This window comes from Gabonibacter chumensis (assembly GCF_024741215.1).
In the GTDB taxonomy this organism is placed as follows: Bacteria; Bacteroidota; Bacteroidia; order Bacteroidales; family Marinifilaceae; genus Gabonibacter; species Gabonibacter massiliensis.
Map to the genome: position 1 here is coordinate 46,941 of NZ_JANSKB010000003.1, position 16,843 is coordinate 63,783.

The following is a 16,843-nucleotide window of genomic DNA, read 5'->3' on the forward strand; positions in this document are numbered from 1 at the left end:
TAATAAGGGAGGATGCGAAACAAAGTTGGTAGCTTGGGATTCGTATCCTCTGTTTTTTATTTTTTCCCGACCTTTATCCTATTCCCGACCCATTCGAAACGCACGTTCGCTCCGGCCTCGAAAAACTGAAAAAAGGTTTCGATGCGACTGTATTTATCCAAATTTCCACTAAACACCAGCTGTTTCAATTGCTCATCCTCAAACACGATGTCGACATCATACCAGCGAGACAAGGTTTTCATTATCTCCTCCAAAGTTTCATTTTCAAAAGAGAGCAAATTCTGCCTCCACGACACGTAGTTTTGAACCTTTACTTTACGAATGTCCGCTACACTTTCTCCCTCCCTATAACTCAACTGTTCGGCAGGAACAAGCTTTACCTCCCCGATCCGTTCGTTTGAAAAAGAGATGGCACCCTCGACCAAGGTAGCAGCAATCCGGTGCTCTTCCGCATAACACTTCAAATTGAATCGAGTCCCATACACTCGCACGTCCCCGATACCCGTTTTCACGATAAACGGTGAAGTCGAATCGGAAACCACTTCGAAAAAAGCCTCTCCTGTCAACTCAACCACCCGCTGATTCCCGGTAAAAACGACAGGATAGCGAAGACGGGTATCCGCATTCATCCAAACCTGTGTTCCATCAACCAAGGTGACACAATACTCTCCTCCCCGGGGAACAGACAAGCTATTATAAGAATGGACATCTGTTTCCGTCAAACGAGGGAGTTCCCCGTAAACAACCCCTGTCGAATCAACGACGACGGAGACCTCTCCTTTTTCCTTAAATTGATAAAAACTCTTACCCAACTCTACGCTATTTCCTCCGGACAGAGTTAAAACGGCCCTTCTCTCTCCAGGTTTTACCGGAGAATAGAACCGCTGTTCTGCCCGTCTCAACGCGGACCTCTTTTTTTCGGGCACGGAAACCAACGCCAGCATACCTATAACGATAAAACAAGCCGCGGCAACACTACCGACAAGTACATGTTTCATATACCTTTTTTTCGACCGGATTTTTAAATTACGACAGGCTTTCCTATAATCATACCGTTGTCTTGCCGCGTATTCTTTTTCAAAAAATTTCCGAACCTTCAAATGTTCCGCAACATCCCGAACATTATCAGGATAATTTTCCTCCGCATTATGTTCTCTCAATCGGTCTATTAAGCAACCTACGATTCGTATAGAGTTGGCATGTATATCTTCCCATTTCATCTTAAAATGACTTAAAATGTACAAACAAACACGCCGAACCCGAAAACGGGTGACAAAAAATCAAAAAAAGTGATCTATTATTTTAGAATCAGGCAAGATAATTGTTCGCAACGTTTCTTAATCTCGCAAATAATAAGAGGAAAACGGATGTAAAAACTTTTCCCAAATGCTCCCGAATGGCCTGATAAGCCCTCCTCTTTTGTGTCTTCACCGTATTTTCGCTAATAGATAACCGCCCTGCAATTTCTCTCACGGTAGCTCCCTCCAAGGCACCGAACAAAATTTCCTTTTGTTGACCCGAAAGCAGAGACAATACCTCGTGAAAACGGGAAATAGTCTCTTCCTCCAAAGCCATCTCCTTCCCCTTTTCCTCATCGACAATCTGCCGGTCGACCCATATTCTATGAATCGCATCAGACGACTTTTTATCCCGGATATAATTTAACGCCCCGTTATAAGTGAAACGATACATATAAGTAGTAATCGCCTTTATATCCGAAAAATCAAAAGAGGAATTCCACAATTTGATAAAACCGTTTTGAACAATATCCTCGGCCGCAACCGAATCTCCGGTAAGTTTAGCGGCATAACTGCATAAAGGAGCATAGTAATAACGATACAACTCTTCCCAAGCCGCATCCTCCTTATGATTTACTCCATGCAAAAATTGAAGGTTATCGATCATTGTTTTACCGCTATAGGGCAAAAATAGAAAAAAATCGAATGTTATTTATAAAATAAACAAATAAAATACCAAATAAGTCTAATATTGGAGCAGTCTCATAAAAAAGATTATTTTACATACCCTTTCAAAACCAATTTTAATGAAGCATGCCGAGGATCGTTACAGATCACGGTGACGGTCTTACGCTGCATTCCGCGTCTGCCTTCCGAATCAAAAACAACATTCATTCTTACGCTTTCACCCGGAGAGATTATCCTTTTTTCAGGAACAGCTGCCGTACACCCGCAAGTCGTTTCTATTTTACGTATAATCAAATCTTTATCTCCTTCATTTCTCAACACGAAAGCCGCCTCAACTTTTTCACCTTGGACGATAGTATCAACATCGACCTCCTTTTTATCCGCTACAATTTTAGGTAGTGACAATTTCCCTGTCGACACCGTATCAAAATGTTCGATCACGTTCGCCTCAAGCGAAACTCCCTGATTCGGATCTACCAGCACCCCATCGATTGAAAAACGTAAAAAGGTAAAAAAATACCCCAATTGACTATCTTTTGTCATTTGTACAACGACAAGCAAGGTATCCTGCCCCCGTGCCGCAATTTCCGCATCGCCCGACTGCCATTCCTGAAGAGTTCCTCCCGACATCCTACATTGCACTCCCGCGGTATATCCCCATCCCCCCAAACGGATCGTCTTCTCCGTGGGATTATGGACAATAATCGTATCCCGGTACTCCTCGTTCCAATAGATATCTCCCAGCTCCAGTTTATCCGTACTGAAACACAATTTGCCAACCGGATTTACACAGGCCGGACGTTTCCCCGAAGAACAAGCCGTTAATCCGGCAAATATTACCACTAAAACAAAAACAAAATTTCTCATACCGAAATAACGTTATCCGACAAATATAAGATTTTTACCCTAACACTCAACGTAATTTATGGCGATTAAAATGCGGTCCGGCTTTAAATTGGAAAAATAAAAGGGAAAGAACCGTCAGGCAGGCACCGAAGAAATAGGCATGACTAAAACCTCTAAAAGCCTGAGCGATAGAACCACCACACATTAACCCGACTCCAATACCCACATCCCAACTGGTCAAATAGGTGGAAGTAGCCGTTCCCCGCTGATTATTAGATGCTAAATTAACGAACAGGGTATTGAAGGCCGGAAACATCGTCCCAAACGACACCCCTTGCATAAAAGCAATAAAGAAAAACAGTCCAGAAGTCACCCGGGCATTCCATTTCATCATCTCTTCGCAGGCAGACAAGGCAAAAAGACTTATACCGGCCAAATACATTCCTAATAAAATAATTTGTATTATCCGACCCTTGTCTACCTGTTTTCCTGAAAAAATCCGGGAAACAGCCAAACCGACCGCCATAAAGGTAAAATAGAGTCCCGAATTACCTTGAATGCCGATCTCTTCGGCATACATGGCCACGTAACTGGTTGTCATACCATAAGGAATAGAAAGCAACAGAAGTGAAATCCCGGCAGGCAGTCCTTTTACTAAAAAAAAACGATCGAGAGAAAGAGGCTCCCGTTTAACCGGCTGTTTATAGGGAGTTTTAACCAACCCCGCCATCACAAAACCTAAACCTCCGGAAATCAGAGAGCAGGCAAAAATAACCTCATAAGGACAATGACCATGCATAAATAACCCGACCATAGGCCCAAAACTCATGGCGATATTATTGGCCAGACCGTAATAACCTAATCCCTCCCCTCTCCGAAAAGAAGGAAGAATATCAATAACGATCGTATTACCCGCCACCGAAACCATGCCGAAAGCCAGACCGTGAATAATCCGGAGCAAAATAAAAAGAAAGAGAGCGGTCGCTATCATATATCCCCCGAAAATCAAGGTAAAAATAAAATACGACAACAGGTATAAAGGTTTACGGCTAAACGTATCCAGCATATACCCTGAAAAAGGACGAATAGATAAACAGGCTATTGTATAACACGATAAAATAAAACCGATCATGGATTTACCAGCCATAAACTCCTCTCTCAGATAGAACGGCAACACGGGCAATAACAAATAGAAGGCAAAAAACAGCAAAAAATTAGCAGCAAGAATATGACAGAACCCCGCTGAAAAAAGTTTATCTCTTACCATAAGAACCTTTTAATTACAAACCAATATCTTCAACATTCTTATCTACAAAATTATAAAAAAAGAGACGGGTAACGGGCAATTTTACAAGATTATTCTAAAAATAGAAAAACAAAACATACGAAATATATCTATCTATAAAACAATTATTTACGCCTCGTGTTCACCTCCATCGAAAAAGAGTTTAAAATAGATAATAAATTAATAAAATAGTTTCTTTTTCAATACAAATTCGTATTTTTGTGTTATAAAACTACAAAATCAATACTTATTTATCTGTGTGAGGTATGTCTAAAATCAATTCTATTTTTCGGAGCGTATTTATAAATAAACCGTTTTTCTGCATTTTCATACTTTGTATGTATATCTCTACTTCTTTTGCTCAAAAAAACGCTCCATCCAAAAACGATTATATTCTGATAATTAACAGTTACACGGAAACGACCCCATGGAGTTCTTTTATCATTGATCCCATCATACAAATGGTATCCAAGAATCAAAAGTTGGATATATACATCGAACATATGAATATGTTTGTTGTCAACAAGCAGGAAGAATTAAATGAATTTACAGAACTTCTTTTTTCCGAATATTCGGAAAAACGTCCAAAACTTTTAGTCGTGGTAGGGAATTTTGCTTTACTCCTGAAAGACGAAATCCGAAATAGATGGAGAGATATCCCCCTTATCGTTTGTGCGGAACAGGACTACCTTGGAACACCGGAAAATTATTTGAACAAAACCATCATTAAACCCGAAGACAGAGTTTCTCTCGCTTCATTGGTCGACGAATATAACCTCACGTTACTCTATTCAAGACTATACCCCAAAGAAAATATAGATTTAATGAATGAAATGCTTCCCGATATGCAGAAGCTATTGATTCTCATGGACAAAAGGTATGTCAATCAACAAATCCAATGGGAAATATCCGAAATATTAAAAAAACATTATCCTCGCGTAGAATACAAAACCATATATGCCGAAGAAACAAGCATAAATCAACTTCTCGACACTTTAAAACTGGTAAACAAAGCGACCACTGGAGTCTTATTTTCTTCCTGGTTCCATGCTCAGCAATTTAACAGAAGAACACTCTTAATGATTAACTCCTTCCAAATCATATCCAACTCCTCCGTTCCCATTTTTACTTTGAGAAACGCCTTCATGAAACACGGGGGAATGATCGGAGGGTATATGTATGACGACACTGATTTTGAAAACCAATTGATAAAAACGATATCCGAAGTCCTAACGGGTACACAACCGAAAGACATTCCCTTTTATTACCCGGTAAAAGCAGCCCCTACGTTCAATTACAACACGTTACTCCTGAAAGGCATATCTCCCGACATTTGTCCTCCCGACAGCGTGTTTTATAACAAACCGGTAACTTTCTGGGAACAATACAAATACCTCCTGATCGGAATAATCGTATTCCTCGTCGTTACTTTATTGTTTTTAATTCAACAAGGTCGTATTATCGTACTGAACAGATTAAAAGAGATGCAGCAAAAAGAGATCGAATACGCCTCCGATTATCTGAATCTCTTCAATAACATGCCAATTCTTTACATGAAAGAGAAGATCATTTTAGACGAGGAAAACAACCCGGTCGATTCCGTCTTTGTTGAAGTAAATCGATTTTTCGAAAAAAGTTTCGGAGATAAAAAAAGCATTATCGGCAAAAAAGTCAGCGAGCTTTTCCCCGAGTCCCTCGCCACGTTTATACCGTTCTTCAAAATAGCGATAACAGAAAGAAGAACCATCACGTTCCCCTATTATTTCGAGGGAATCGGCATTTTCTATGACGTGGTTATAAGTTACTCCAACAAGCCGGATACCATCGATATTTTTTGCCTGGACAGCACGGAACTCCATCAGGCTCAAGAAAAACTCAGATCAACGAACCATAAGCTGGCAATGGCTTTGGAAGTAGCCAATATCGTTCCATGGAAATGGAACCTACGTAAAAAAACCATACTCTGCGATGTGAATCGTCCCATAGAGTTAAGCAACGTAAAGCATAATATCAACGAAGATCATCTATCCGTACCGGATTCTCAATATTTTTCCAAAATCATTAAAGAAGACCGCGAAAGAGTCAAAAAAACCTATCAATCTCTGATTGAAGGGAAAATTGACAAGATCAAAGAAGAGTACCGGGTGGTAACTTCCGACCATAACGGGCATCGAATCGACTGGGTCGAAGCACAAGCGACCGTGGATTCCAGGGATGAAAAAGGAGCACCCTTAACATTAGTAGGCTCTTCACTCGTGATCACAGAACGCAAAAAAATGGAGCAAGAGCTGATATCCGCGAAAGACCGGGCCGAAGAATCCAATCGTCTGAAGTCTGCATTTCTGGCAAACATGAGCCACGAAATCCGTACACCTCTGAATGCTATCGTCGGTTTTTCCGGTATATTGGCAACCCTTGAAGAAGAAAAGGAGAAACAGGAATACGTCAATATCATAGAAAACAACAATGAACTGTTACTGCAACTGATCAGTGACATTCTCGATCTTTCCAAGATCGAAGCAGGAACATTAGATTTTATCTATTCGGATATCGAGTTAAACAAACTCATGGGCACTTTGGAACAAACTCAATTTTCCAAAATAAACCCGGAAGCCGTTAAATTGCAGTTCGAACCGGGATTGCCCGCGTGTGAAATCAACACGGAAAAAAACAGGCTCACCCAGGTATTGACGAATTTACTCGCGAATGCCATCAAATTTACCACTGCGGGAAGTATTCGATTCGGCTACGAAATTCAGGATAAGTTTCTCTATTTTTATGTATCGGACACGGGCTGCGGAATCGCCAAGGAACAAAAAGAAAAAATATTCGACCGTTTCGTAAAACTCAACACCTTTGCCCAGGGAACGGGACTCGGGCTGTCCATTTGTCAGGTCATCGTTCAGCATATGGGAGGAACTATCGGTGTTGAATCGGAAGAAGGAAAAGGCTCCAAGTTTTGGTTTACCGTTCCCTACCATCCGGTAACGATAAATAAGAAACAGGAACAAACGGTAGAGCCTGTAAAAATAGAAAAGAGTAAATTGACAATCATGGTTGCGGAGGATGATCCGAGCAATTACAAGCTTTTCGAATCGATCCTCCGGTCCGAATACCATATCGTCCATGCTTGGAACGGCAAAGAAGCAGTGGAACTATTCAAAAAACACCATCCTAACATCATCCTCATGGACATTAACATGCCTGAAATGAACGGTTACGATGCGACACGCGAAATCCGTAAATTATCCACACAAGTTCCGATCATTGCGGTGACCGCTTTTGCTTACGCTTCCGACGAACAAAAGATCATGTCGAACGGTTTCGACGGCTATATGGCAAAACCGATTAATGCCAAACAGTTGAAATCGCAGTTAGCAAGCATCTTACAGGAGAGAATCATATTTTTATAGATACCCGATATTTTTTTACACCGTATCCTAAAACGAGCAGAATGAAAAAGAAAAACAAAATACCGCAAAAACTCACCCGGCAAATATTTTTCCAATATACGCTACCGATGATGTGTATATTACTCCTGTGGAATGAATACGGAGAAATGAAACTATCCGTGTCATATCTTTTTTTATTCATTATCGAATTTATCGTCGGGACAGGCATCGCTTATATACTGGCTGTCAGTTGGGCAAATCAAATCTCCAGAAGATATTTACCCAAAAAATAATACATCCACGTTAAGTCTATTCTTTACAAACGATCCATTCAATTAGGTTTACGAAACAAGTAATACCCTATGATAATAACAGTCGTTAACGCCTCCGACAACGGCATAGATAACCAGATTCCGACAATACCCATCCACTCCGGCAAAAATATAAAACTCAGGACAAGAAAAATAAAACCGCGTAACAAAGCGAACAAGGTAGCGGGTTTCACTCTCTCGAGACTCTGATAATAACCGATCGAAGCCAAATTGACAATAAAACATACAAATCCCATGGCGAAATACGGAAACCCTTCCGTGGCAATACGGGCAGCCGCATTATCGGAAGCGAGGAAAAATCCGACTAACACGTTCGGATAAAACATAAAAACAATCATAACCACCGTACCACAGGCAACCGCTGTGACAAGAGAAATTTTCCCGGCCAATACAGCCCGTCCCACATTCCCCATACCAAAATTATAACTGATGATAGGTTGCGCCGATTGGGCAATAGCATTACCAACCATAAACACGAATGGGGCATAATAACAAGCAATGCCGAACGCCCCTACTCCATCGTCCCCCAAATAATGCATAAATACCTGATTCCCCGTAAACATAAGCATTGCCAAGGTCGCCTCTCCCAATAAAGAGGAAAAACCGATACGGCATTGATAACCGATGTTCCGCAGTGAGAGCCGTAAACTTTTACGACTTCGTTTGACAGGATATAACCGTAAATGACGGGCAAAAAACAGTAAATAAGAGATCGCTATAAGTCCGCCTACCGTGATACTTATTGCCGTGGCAAAAGCGGCTCCCATCACTCCCCACCCCAAAGGAAAGATGAATAGCCAGTCCAAAACGACATTAATCAAAGCCGATATGACACTACACCACATGGCTAATTTAGGAGCGCCGTCCAACCGAATAACAAACAAAGAAACAGCTATCCACATTTGAAAAATCAACGACGGGACAAACCATAACAAATAATCCGTCACCATCGGCAGCAAATGTTCGGACGAACCGAGCAAATAAGCTGTTTGTCGCGGGAAAATCAGGATCAGTACGGAAGGTACCAAAGTAGCGATCGTTACGAATAACAGAGCTTGGGTTACATTCAAACGGGCAGCTTTCACTTTGCCTTTCGACAAATGGATGGAAGCAACAACCGAACTTCCGCCCCCTGCCATAAGACCTATCCCCGTAAAAAGCATCAGCATGGGTATACAAATATTGACAGCAGCGATTCCGTCACTCCCCACGCCTTGCCCGACAAAAATTCCATCTGCAACAGTAACCGCCGACATACTGAGCATCCCCAATAAGGTAGGTATAAACAACCTGCCGAATAATGTCGAAATTTTCAATGTCTCCAAATTAATAGCATCTCTTTCCATACTTCTATTGACTTTAGTTACTATCTACCCGCCCGGAGCACATAAAAATACCGGATAAGTCGATTGGTTTTACCCAGTCATCTTATCCGGCATTCTATTATGCCCTCCGATGAGGATTACAAAACTCTCTTTGGTTTTATATCGGATGCAAAGGTAAGAGTTTTCTCCGATTGTCCAATATTTTGAAAAATTTCCATCCGCTTCCATTCAAAAAAGTTATCTTATACCCGTAAAAAGGGAGACTCAATAATCAGGTAAGTATATAAAAGTAAATCGTGCTTGTAATATTACCTGCCAAACTCTATCTTTACATCAAAAGACAAGGAACCAACAGGTATCAATTAGCGTAATAAGAAATAAAAAACAAAATATAGAAATAACATGAAAGTATTATTGATTAACGGTAGTCCAAAAAAGAACGGGAATACCTATATCGCATTATCCGAGGTCGCTGCTGCCTTAGAAGCAGCTGGCATCGAAACGGAAATCGTTTCCATCGGAACCAAAGCCGTACAAGGTTGCATCGCTTGCAATAAATGTAAGGAATTAGGCAGGTGCGTATTCAAAGATGAACTGTATAACAGTATTAGGGCAAAACTCGGAGAAGCAGACGGAATCGTTATCGGATCTCCGACCTACTATGCCGGACCTAACGGTTCTTTATGCGCCCTATTAGACCGCTTGTTCTATTCTTGCGGCGATCTGTTGAAATACAAACCCTCTGCCTCCGTCGCAGTCTGCCGTCGCGGAGGAGCAAGCGCCACCTATGACCGTTTAAATAAATACTTCACTATAAACAATATGCCTGTAGTCTCTTCTCAATATTGGAATAGCGTTCACGGTATGTTGCCCGGAGAAGCCTCTCTGGATGCGGAAGGTCTGCAAACCATGAGGACACTGGGAAATAACATGGCCTGGCTACTTAAAAGTATTGAAAACGGGAAACAGGAAATACCGAAAAAAGAACCCGCAATAATGACCAATTTTATACGATAAAACAATAAATGCAAACCCCTTGTATACAAAAAGCTTACAAGGGGTCGATTGCATAATGTGATCCGGTTGGGATTCGAACCCAAGACCTACGGCTTAGAAGGCCGTTGCTCTATCCAGCTGAGCTACCGAACCGTTGTCGTTTCTATTTTGACGGTGCAAATATAGGGGTTTTCAAGATAAATACAAATTTTGCCGAATGCTTTTTCATAAAAAATAATAGATGCAAAATAATCCTTTATTTACTAACCTATTAATGGTTCGAAACGTAATATTAGAAATAATTGTGATTTTGCAAAAAAGAAATAAAAGCAGTACATTTGAATACATATTAATGACATATTAAAATCAAAAACAATGGCAAAAATAACATTACAAGGACACAGTATCAACACGAAAGGAAACCTACCCGCGGTAGGTACGGTCGCTCCTGAATTTTCATTGGTTAAAACGGATCTATCGGAACTTTCTTCTGATAGTTTAAAAGGCAAACGGATCGTATTGAATATATTCCCCAGTTTGGATACAAGCGTATGCGCCACCTCTGTTCGTACCTTTAACAAATTGGCAGCCGAAATGGACAACACCGTCGTTTTGGCGATTTCTAAAGACCTTCCGTTCGCTCACGCCCGTTTCTGCACGACGGAAGGCATCGATAAGGTTATTCCGCTTTCTGCATTCAGAAGTTGTTGCTTCGGCGACCGATACGGAGTTGAAATGACCGATGGCCCTTTGGCCGGTCTCTTAGCCCGCACAGTAGTAATCATCGATGAAAACGGAAAAATCATATACGAAGAGTTAGTACCCGAAATCGCACAGGAACCCAATTACGATAAGGCATTAGCAAGTTTAAAATAAACTTTTCAAAAATACTAACACGCGGGACCTGCGAATCATTCACACGTCCCGCATTCATTTTCGACATATCGATACAAAAAAACGAGCAAATGGAAGCATATGAATAATCAATGCACAGATTTTAATCCTATAACCCCTATCAGTATCAATGATACAAACAGAAGTTTGAATAAATTTACGGCATCCTGAAAAAAGAGGATTCCTATAAAGACAGTCCCTACAGCGCCAATCCCCGTCCAGATAACATAAGCAGTACCGATAGGAATCGTCTTTTGTGCCAGATAGAGAAAAAATCCGCTCGCACCCATCGAAATAACAGAGAAAGCGATGAAAAAGCAGAAATATTTTTCATGTGTACTCGCTAATTTAAATCCCAAAGGCCATCCTATTTCTAATATTCCGGCTACTAATAATAACATCCATGCCATATCCGACCCATTACTATTTCAGCAAAGTTACGGGATTAACGGAGGAAATGAATTGATAAAAATCAATTAAATATAAAATAGTTATATTTGCAATACAAAACGGTCGTACATGAACATAACATCATTTTCCAAGGCCATAGAAGATAAGCTCAAGCTTATTGGCGAAGAGATTTCCTACCCCAAAGGACATATCCTATTCAATAGCAACAGAGTGGAACGCAACATATACATCATACGGCAAGGCACTGCAAGAGCTTTTATTGAAACAGACGGGAAAGAAATCACGATCTGGTTCGGGCAAGAACACGATATAATTCTGTCTGCCAACGGATACGTAAACGGAAAAAGCGGATACGAGACAATGGAACTATTAGAAGATTCCGTTTTATTTAAAATAAATCTGATTTCATTAGCTAAGCTGTATCAATCAGATATTGAAATGTGTAACTGGGCACGACAGTTGATCGAGAAAGAGTTTGTCCGTACAGAACACCATCTCATTTCCATATTATCTCAACCCGCATCAGAACGCTACTCACAACTTTTACATGAAAAACCTGAAATCTTACAACGGGTAAAATTACGACACATTGCCTCTTATTTAGGAATAACATCCGAACATCTAAGTCGAATACGCGCAAAGAAATTCTGATTCAATCAACCTAAATCCTTAAAAAACAGTGAATAAATCACCGCTTTTTTATCTATTCCTTATCTCTTCAATAACCATTTCTATCGCTTTCATCGTCGCTTTTCCGATATTCCGTTCACGGGTAAAGGAAAAAGCATACTTACGTGCAATCGTTCTTTCCGGAGTCGCAAATCCGATCCAGACCGTACCTACCGGTTTTTCCGGAGTTCCTCCGGTCGGACCGGCTATTCCCGAAGTAGAAACGGCATAATCCGTTTCCATAAGACGACGTACGCCTTCCGCCATCTGCACCACGACCTGTTCGCTAACAGCCCCGTAAGCATCAATAGCATGAGGATCGACTCCTAACACCCGCTCCTTTACCTCGTTGGCATAAGCTACGACGCACCCTTTAAAATAAGCCGACGCTCCGGCAACTGACGTAATCTGTTGGGCTACATTTCCTCCCGTACAACTTTCCGCGGTAGCAATAGTCTTTCCCTTTATTAACAGTAATTCTCCCAACTCTCTCTCCATACAATCTTCTTCCCCGATCGTAAAGCGTAACCCTTGTAACACCTCTTTTAAAGTCTCAAAAAAAAGATCCAGATTATATACCCCCTCTCCCTTGGCCGTCAAACGCAATTTAATAAAGCCGGGAGAGGGTAAATAAGCTAATCCCAACCCTTTCGGCAATTTTTCCTCCCAGCTTTCCAAACGAATCGCCAGCTCCGATTCCGGAATATCGTACACCTTCAGCATTCTGTATTCCAGCATTAAATGAGGATACCTTTTCCTCAATTCCGGAATAACAGTACGGGTCATCAGGTCCTCCATTTCAAAAGGAACTCCAGGCAACGAGATCAAAACTTTGCGGTCCCGCTCAAACCACATTCCGGAAGCGGTCCCCTTATGATTAAGCAATATTTTACAATTTTCGGGCAAAAAAGCCTGCCCTCTATTATTTTCATTCATCCTCATCCCTCCGTTTCGCAATAATTTCTCGATCCAGGAATAAACCTCTTCATTCAACACCAGATGCGTATCGAAATACTCCGCCAACACCTTTTTGGTAACATCATCTTTCGTCGGCCCCAGTCCGCCTGTAACGACAACTAACTCTGCATGCCGCATCGCGTAATCGATCCATTCCCTGATCTTATCTCCCTGATCGGGAACAGACAATATATCCACCACCTCCGCTCCAAGACGGGTCAACTGTTTCGCGATATATTGCGAATTGGTATCTAATATCTGTCCCAACAAAATCTCATCCCCGATAGTAATAACAATTGCATCCATATGATTTGAAATTTGAAAACAAACCGGATCTCATCCGTTCTGTTTATATTATACATGATCGTTTATTTTTGAAATCGCATCAATCCTTTTCAAAAGCGAGGGATGCGAATAATAGACAAATTCGTATAACGGATGAGGTGTCAAATTACTCAACGCTTTCACCGAAATTTTTTTTAAACCGGAAATCAATTCATTTCCATTATAACTTACGGCAGCATAAGCATCCGCCTCGTACTCGTTCTTACGCGACCAGCTATTCATGGCAATCCCTAAAACCGTGCTGATCGGAGAATAGAGAATAGCAAACGCGACTACCCCTAATTGAAAATAAGCCCGGTCTCCCCCAAGGGCCAGGGACAAAGAAGTATTATTCACGAAAAAAGAAAAAAGCCCCAGCATAACTCCCATCTCCAAAACGGATACGAACATACCCTTTAAGGTATGTCTCTTTTTATAATGTCCTATCTCATGAGCCAATACGGCCACGATCTCTTCTTCTGTCAATTCTTTGATCAACGTATCATACAAAACGACCCTTTTTTTGGGACCGACACCTGTAAAATAGGCATTGGCTTTCGTGGAACGTTTCGATCCGTCGATCACGTAAATATTATCCAATTTAAACCCTACCCTTTCAGCATACGATTGGATCTTATCCCGCAAGCCTCCCTCTTCCAACGGGGTTTGTTTATTAAACAACGGAACAATCAACTGAGAATAAAACAAAGACATAAATAAAGAGAAGAGAGTAATACCTCCCCAGGCATACAACCAAAAATATACTCCGGCCCACGTGTAGAACCAGGTAATCAAAACCAACACGACTCCCCCCATTAACAGCGAAATACATATTCCTTTTAATTTATCCGTCCAAAAAAGAGTTTTTGTAGAAGTATTAAAACCATATTTCTCTTCGATCTTGAAGGTTGCATAATAATCAAAAGGAATATTCAATACCGAGGCTACCAAAGACACTCCCAATATAAATATAGCCGTCTGTCCTATGACGCTCCCCGTCAGGGATACTACCCAACCGTTATACCACCCGAAACCGCCTAATACCAAAAAAGAGATCATAACTACAAAATCGAATACCGAACTCCAGAAATCCAGCCGGCCGTTCCGCCGTTCATAATCCTGAAAAGAACGGTATTCCGTTTCGTTGTATATTCCGATCAAAGCTTTTGGCAAACAAGGAGACATATGTTTCAGATTCACGTATTCCAACCCTCTCTCCCATACAAAATCAAAACAAAGAAAAAGTACAATTATTAAAAATATCAAATCAGACGTCATATCCTTGTATTTTAATCGATAGACAAAGGTATACAAAATAAACCGATTTGTTATCCGGGATTTCAGTTTTACCCCTCCCTTACGAGATCTTATTTAAACCATCGGACGAAAACTCTTTTTCGTTCATTTTATCCGGGAAGCAGTTGGACTTCTCGTTTATTAATTTTAATTTCGTTGCCGAATTAGAGAAATTTTTCCGTTATGGAAATCTAAAATACAAAAACACTTTAAACCATAAACGATCATGGCAGATTTCAAGTATCAAGAACCGTTTCCGATACAAAAAGATTGCACGGAATACCGTCTGTTAACCAAGAATTACGTAAAAACCGTAGAGGTAGAAGGACGAAAAATATTAAAAATTGAAAAAGAGGGCTTGGAACTATTGGCCCGCGAAGCCTACGCCGACGTCTCTTTTTACTTACGTGCTTCTCATTTACAAAAATTAGCCGATATCCTAAAAGACCCGGAAGCTACCGACAATGATAAATTCGTTGCCCATACGATGCTATTGAATCAGGTCGTTTCGGCGGAAGGAGAACTTCCGACCTGCCAAGATACGGGAACAGCCATCGCGATCGGTAAAAAAGGTGAAAACGTATGGACCGGGTGTAACGATGCCGAAGCTATCAGCAAAGGGGTATTTGAAACATACAGGGACAGGAACCTACGCTATTCTCAAGTGGTTCCCTTCACTATGACCGAAGAAAAAAATACCGGTACTAATTTACCGGCACAAATCGACATCTACTCCACGCAAGGCAACAAATACGAATTTCTGTTTATAACCAAAGGAGGGGGATCTGCCAACAAAACTTTCCTGTATCAACAGACGAAAGCTCTATTGAATGAAGAGACACTGACCAAGTTCATCAAGGAAAAGGTAAAAGACTTGGGAACATCGGCATGTCCTCCTTACCACCTTGCTGTTGTCATCGGCGGAACTTCTGCCGAGGCTTGCCTTGCCACGGTGAAAAAAGCATCTGCCGGATATTACGATAATCTTCCGACACAAGGAAACGAGGGAGGTCAGGCCTTCCGAGATTTGGAATGGGAAGCCAAAATCCAGAAAATATGCCAGGATATGGGTATCGGTGCTCAATTCGGCGGAAAATATTGGGTACACGACGTACGGGTAATCCGTCTTCCCCGCCATGCCGCATCCTGTCCCGTGGGCATCGGAGTAAGTTGCAGTGCAGACCGGAATATCAAGGCCAAAATTACGGAAGAGGGTATTTTCCTGGAACAACTGGAAAAAAATCCAGCCCGTTTTTTACCGGCTGAAGCTCCCCATCTGGCTCCCGCGGTAAACATCGACTTGGATCAGCCGATGGAGAATATTTTAAAAGAGCTGAGCAAATACCCGATCAAAACCCGTCTAAACCTATCCGGAACCCTGATCGTGGCACGCGATATCGCCCATGCCCGTATCAAAGCAATGATCGATGAAGGCAAACCCATGCCCGAATATTTCAAAAAACACCCGATCTACTATGCGGGACCGGCTAAAACCCCCAAAGGAATGGCTTCCGGTAGTTTCGGACCTACCACGGCAGGCCGCATGGACCCTTATGTGGATCTGTTCCAAGACCACGGGGCCTCTATGATCATGGTCGCCAAAGGAAATCGTTCACAAGCCGTCACTGACGCCTGTAAAAAGCACGGAGGTTTCTACCTCGGTTCCATCGGCGGCCCGGCAGCCATTTTAGCAAAAGAGAGCATCAAATCCGTCGAAATCGTCGATTTTGAAGAACTCGGCATGGAAGCCGTTCGCAAAATCCGGGTGGAAAACTTCCCTGCCTTCATCATTGTGGACGACAAAGGAAATGATTTTTTCGCAGAGTGGTCACATTGACGATGTAAATTAGGTGATTAGGCAATAACATTTACAATCTAAAGTTTATAGATAAAAATGCTGTTCTATTTCCGAACAGCATTTTTATTATTTCGCTTACCTTCTTTTGTTTTCAGTTGTTCTAAAAAAAATCTCACCAAAGCTTTTGAAAGCTAAGGTGAGAATTACACAAGATAAAAATCTCTTTATTCTTCCACAGGCTCAAAATCTTCCTTGCCTACCCCGCATAAAGGACAAACCCAATCATCGGGAAGATCTTCAAATGCCGTTCCGGGTGCTATACCACTATCCGGATCTCCTTCTGCCGGATCGTAAACGTAACTGCATACAGTGCAAATGTACTTTTTCATAACG

At 41.5% G+C, this 16,843-nt stretch carries 15 protein-coding genes and 1 tRNA gene; 6 read left to right on the forward strand and 10 right to left on the reverse strand.

Annotated features, from left to right (window positions below; translation table 11 throughout):
* Positions 1-56: 56 nt before the first annotated feature.
* From NVS78_RS09690 to NVS78_RS09705, 4 genes are all read right to left on the reverse strand, one after another.
* The gene (locus tag NVS78_RS09690) at positions 57-1,220 is read right to left on the reverse strand and encodes a FecR family protein (protein WP_286359030.1); all 1,164 of its coding nucleotides are present in this window, start codon (positions 1,218-1,220) and stop codon (positions 57-59) included.
* A gap of 88 nt (positions 1,221-1,308) precedes the next feature.
* The gene (locus NVS78_RS09695) at positions 1,309-1,905 is read right to left on the reverse strand and encodes an RNA polymerase sigma factor (RefSeq protein WP_286359031.1); all 597 of its coding nucleotides are present in this window, start codon (positions 1,903-1,905) and stop codon (positions 1,309-1,311) included.
* A gap of 107 nt (positions 1,906-2,012) precedes the next feature.
* Positions 2,013-2,792 (reverse strand): DUF1573 domain-containing protein, encoded by a 780-nt coding sequence (locus tag NVS78_RS09700; protein WP_286359032.1) that lies wholly within the window; start codon positions 2,790-2,792, stop codon positions 2,013-2,015.
* 46 nt (positions 2,793-2,838) lie between these two features.
* Positions 2,839-4,038, reverse strand: a complete 1,200-nt coding sequence (locus tag NVS78_RS09705) for an MFS transporter (RefSeq protein WP_286359033.1) — start codon at positions 4,036-4,038, stop codon at positions 2,839-2,841.
* Between the two features lie 356 nt (positions 4,039-4,394).
* Here NVS78_RS09705 and NVS78_RS09710 point away from each other — a divergent pair, with 356 nt between their 5' ends.
* Positions 4,395-7,469 carry a response regulator gene (locus NVS78_RS09710; RefSeq protein ID WP_286359034.1) on the forward strand — a complete coding sequence of 1,025 codons (3,075 nt, stop codon included), beginning with the start codon at positions 4,395-4,397 and terminating at the stop codon, positions 7,467-7,469.
* A gap of 41 nt (positions 7,470-7,510) precedes the next feature.
* Positions 7,511-7,741: a hypothetical protein gene (locus tag NVS78_RS09715; RefSeq protein WP_286359035.1), complete on the forward strand. Its 231-nt coding sequence runs from the start codon at positions 7,511-7,513 to the stop codon at positions 7,739-7,741.
* A 38-nt stretch (positions 7,742-7,779) separates the two neighbouring features.
* On the opposite strand, the gene NVS78_RS09720 is transcribed toward NVS78_RS09715, so the two are convergent.
* Positions 7,780-9,126: an MATE family efflux transporter gene (locus NVS78_RS09720; RefSeq protein ID WP_286359036.1), complete on the reverse strand. Its 1,347-nt coding sequence runs from the start codon at positions 9,124-9,126 to the stop codon at positions 7,780-7,782.
* A gap of 381 nt (positions 9,127-9,507) precedes the next feature.
* On the opposite strand from NVS78_RS09720, the gene NVS78_RS09725 reads away from it, so the two are divergent.
* A complete protein-coding gene (locus NVS78_RS09725) occupies positions 9,508-10,122 on the forward strand; it encodes a flavodoxin family protein (protein ID WP_286359037.1) in 615 nt (204 codons plus the stop codon).
* A 58-nt stretch (positions 10,123-10,180) separates the two neighbouring features.
* Here NVS78_RS09725 and NVS78_RS09730 read toward each other — a convergent pair.
* Positions 10,181-10,254, reverse strand: a tRNA-Arg gene (locus NVS78_RS09730).
* 222 nt (positions 10,255-10,476) lie between these two features.
* Between NVS78_RS09730 and tpx the strand changes: the two genes are divergently transcribed.
* Complete coding sequence (tpx, locus tag NVS78_RS09735) at positions 10,477-10,977, forward strand: thiol peroxidase (RefSeq protein WP_286359038.1); 501 nt, start codon at positions 10,477-10,479, stop codon at positions 10,975-10,977.
* A 107-nt stretch (positions 10,978-11,084) separates the two neighbouring features.
* Here the strand turns inward: tpx and NVS78_RS09740 are convergent, their stop codons facing one another.
* Positions 11,085-11,405 (reverse strand): DMT family transporter, encoded by a 321-nt coding sequence (locus tag NVS78_RS09740; RefSeq protein ID WP_286359039.1) that lies wholly within the window; start codon positions 11,403-11,405, stop codon positions 11,085-11,087.
* 109 nt (positions 11,406-11,514) lie between these two features.
* Here NVS78_RS09740 and NVS78_RS09745 point away from each other — a divergent pair, with 109 nt between their 5' ends.
* Complete coding sequence (locus NVS78_RS09745; protein ID WP_286359040.1) at positions 11,515-12,057, forward strand: Crp/Fnr family transcriptional regulator; 543 nt, start codon at positions 11,515-11,517, stop codon at positions 12,055-12,057.
* 48 nt (positions 12,058-12,105) lie between these two features.
* Here NVS78_RS09745 and NVS78_RS09750 read toward each other — a convergent pair whose 3' ends face one another.
* Together NVS78_RS09750 and NVS78_RS09755 are read right to left on the reverse strand one after the other, a co-directional pair.
* On the reverse strand, positions 12,106-13,338 hold the full coding sequence (locus tag NVS78_RS09750; RefSeq protein ID WP_286359041.1) for a competence/damage-inducible protein A: 1,233 nt from the start codon (positions 13,336-13,338) through the stop codon (positions 12,106-12,108).
* Between the two features lie 48 nt (positions 13,339-13,386).
* The gene (locus NVS78_RS09755; RefSeq protein ID WP_286359042.1) at positions 13,387-14,634 is read right to left on the reverse strand and encodes a M48 family metallopeptidase; all 1,248 of its coding nucleotides are present in this window, start codon (positions 14,632-14,634) and stop codon (positions 13,387-13,389) included.
* A gap of 244 nt (positions 14,635-14,878) precedes the next feature.
* On the opposite strand from NVS78_RS09755, the gene NVS78_RS09760 reads away from it, so the two are divergent.
* Positions 14,879-16,489, forward strand: a complete 1,611-nt coding sequence (locus NVS78_RS09760; protein ID WP_286359043.1) for a fumarate hydratase — start codon at positions 14,879-14,881, stop codon at positions 16,487-16,489.
* A 185-nt stretch (positions 16,490-16,674) separates the two neighbouring features.
* Here the strand turns inward: NVS78_RS09760 and rd are convergent, their stop codons facing one another.
* Positions 16,675-16,839 carry a rubredoxin gene (rd, locus tag NVS78_RS09765; RefSeq protein ID WP_286359044.1) on the reverse strand — a complete coding sequence of 55 codons (165 nt, stop codon included), beginning with the start codon at positions 16,837-16,839 and terminating at the stop codon, positions 16,675-16,677.
* Between the last annotated feature and the right edge of the window lie 4 nt (positions 16,840-16,843).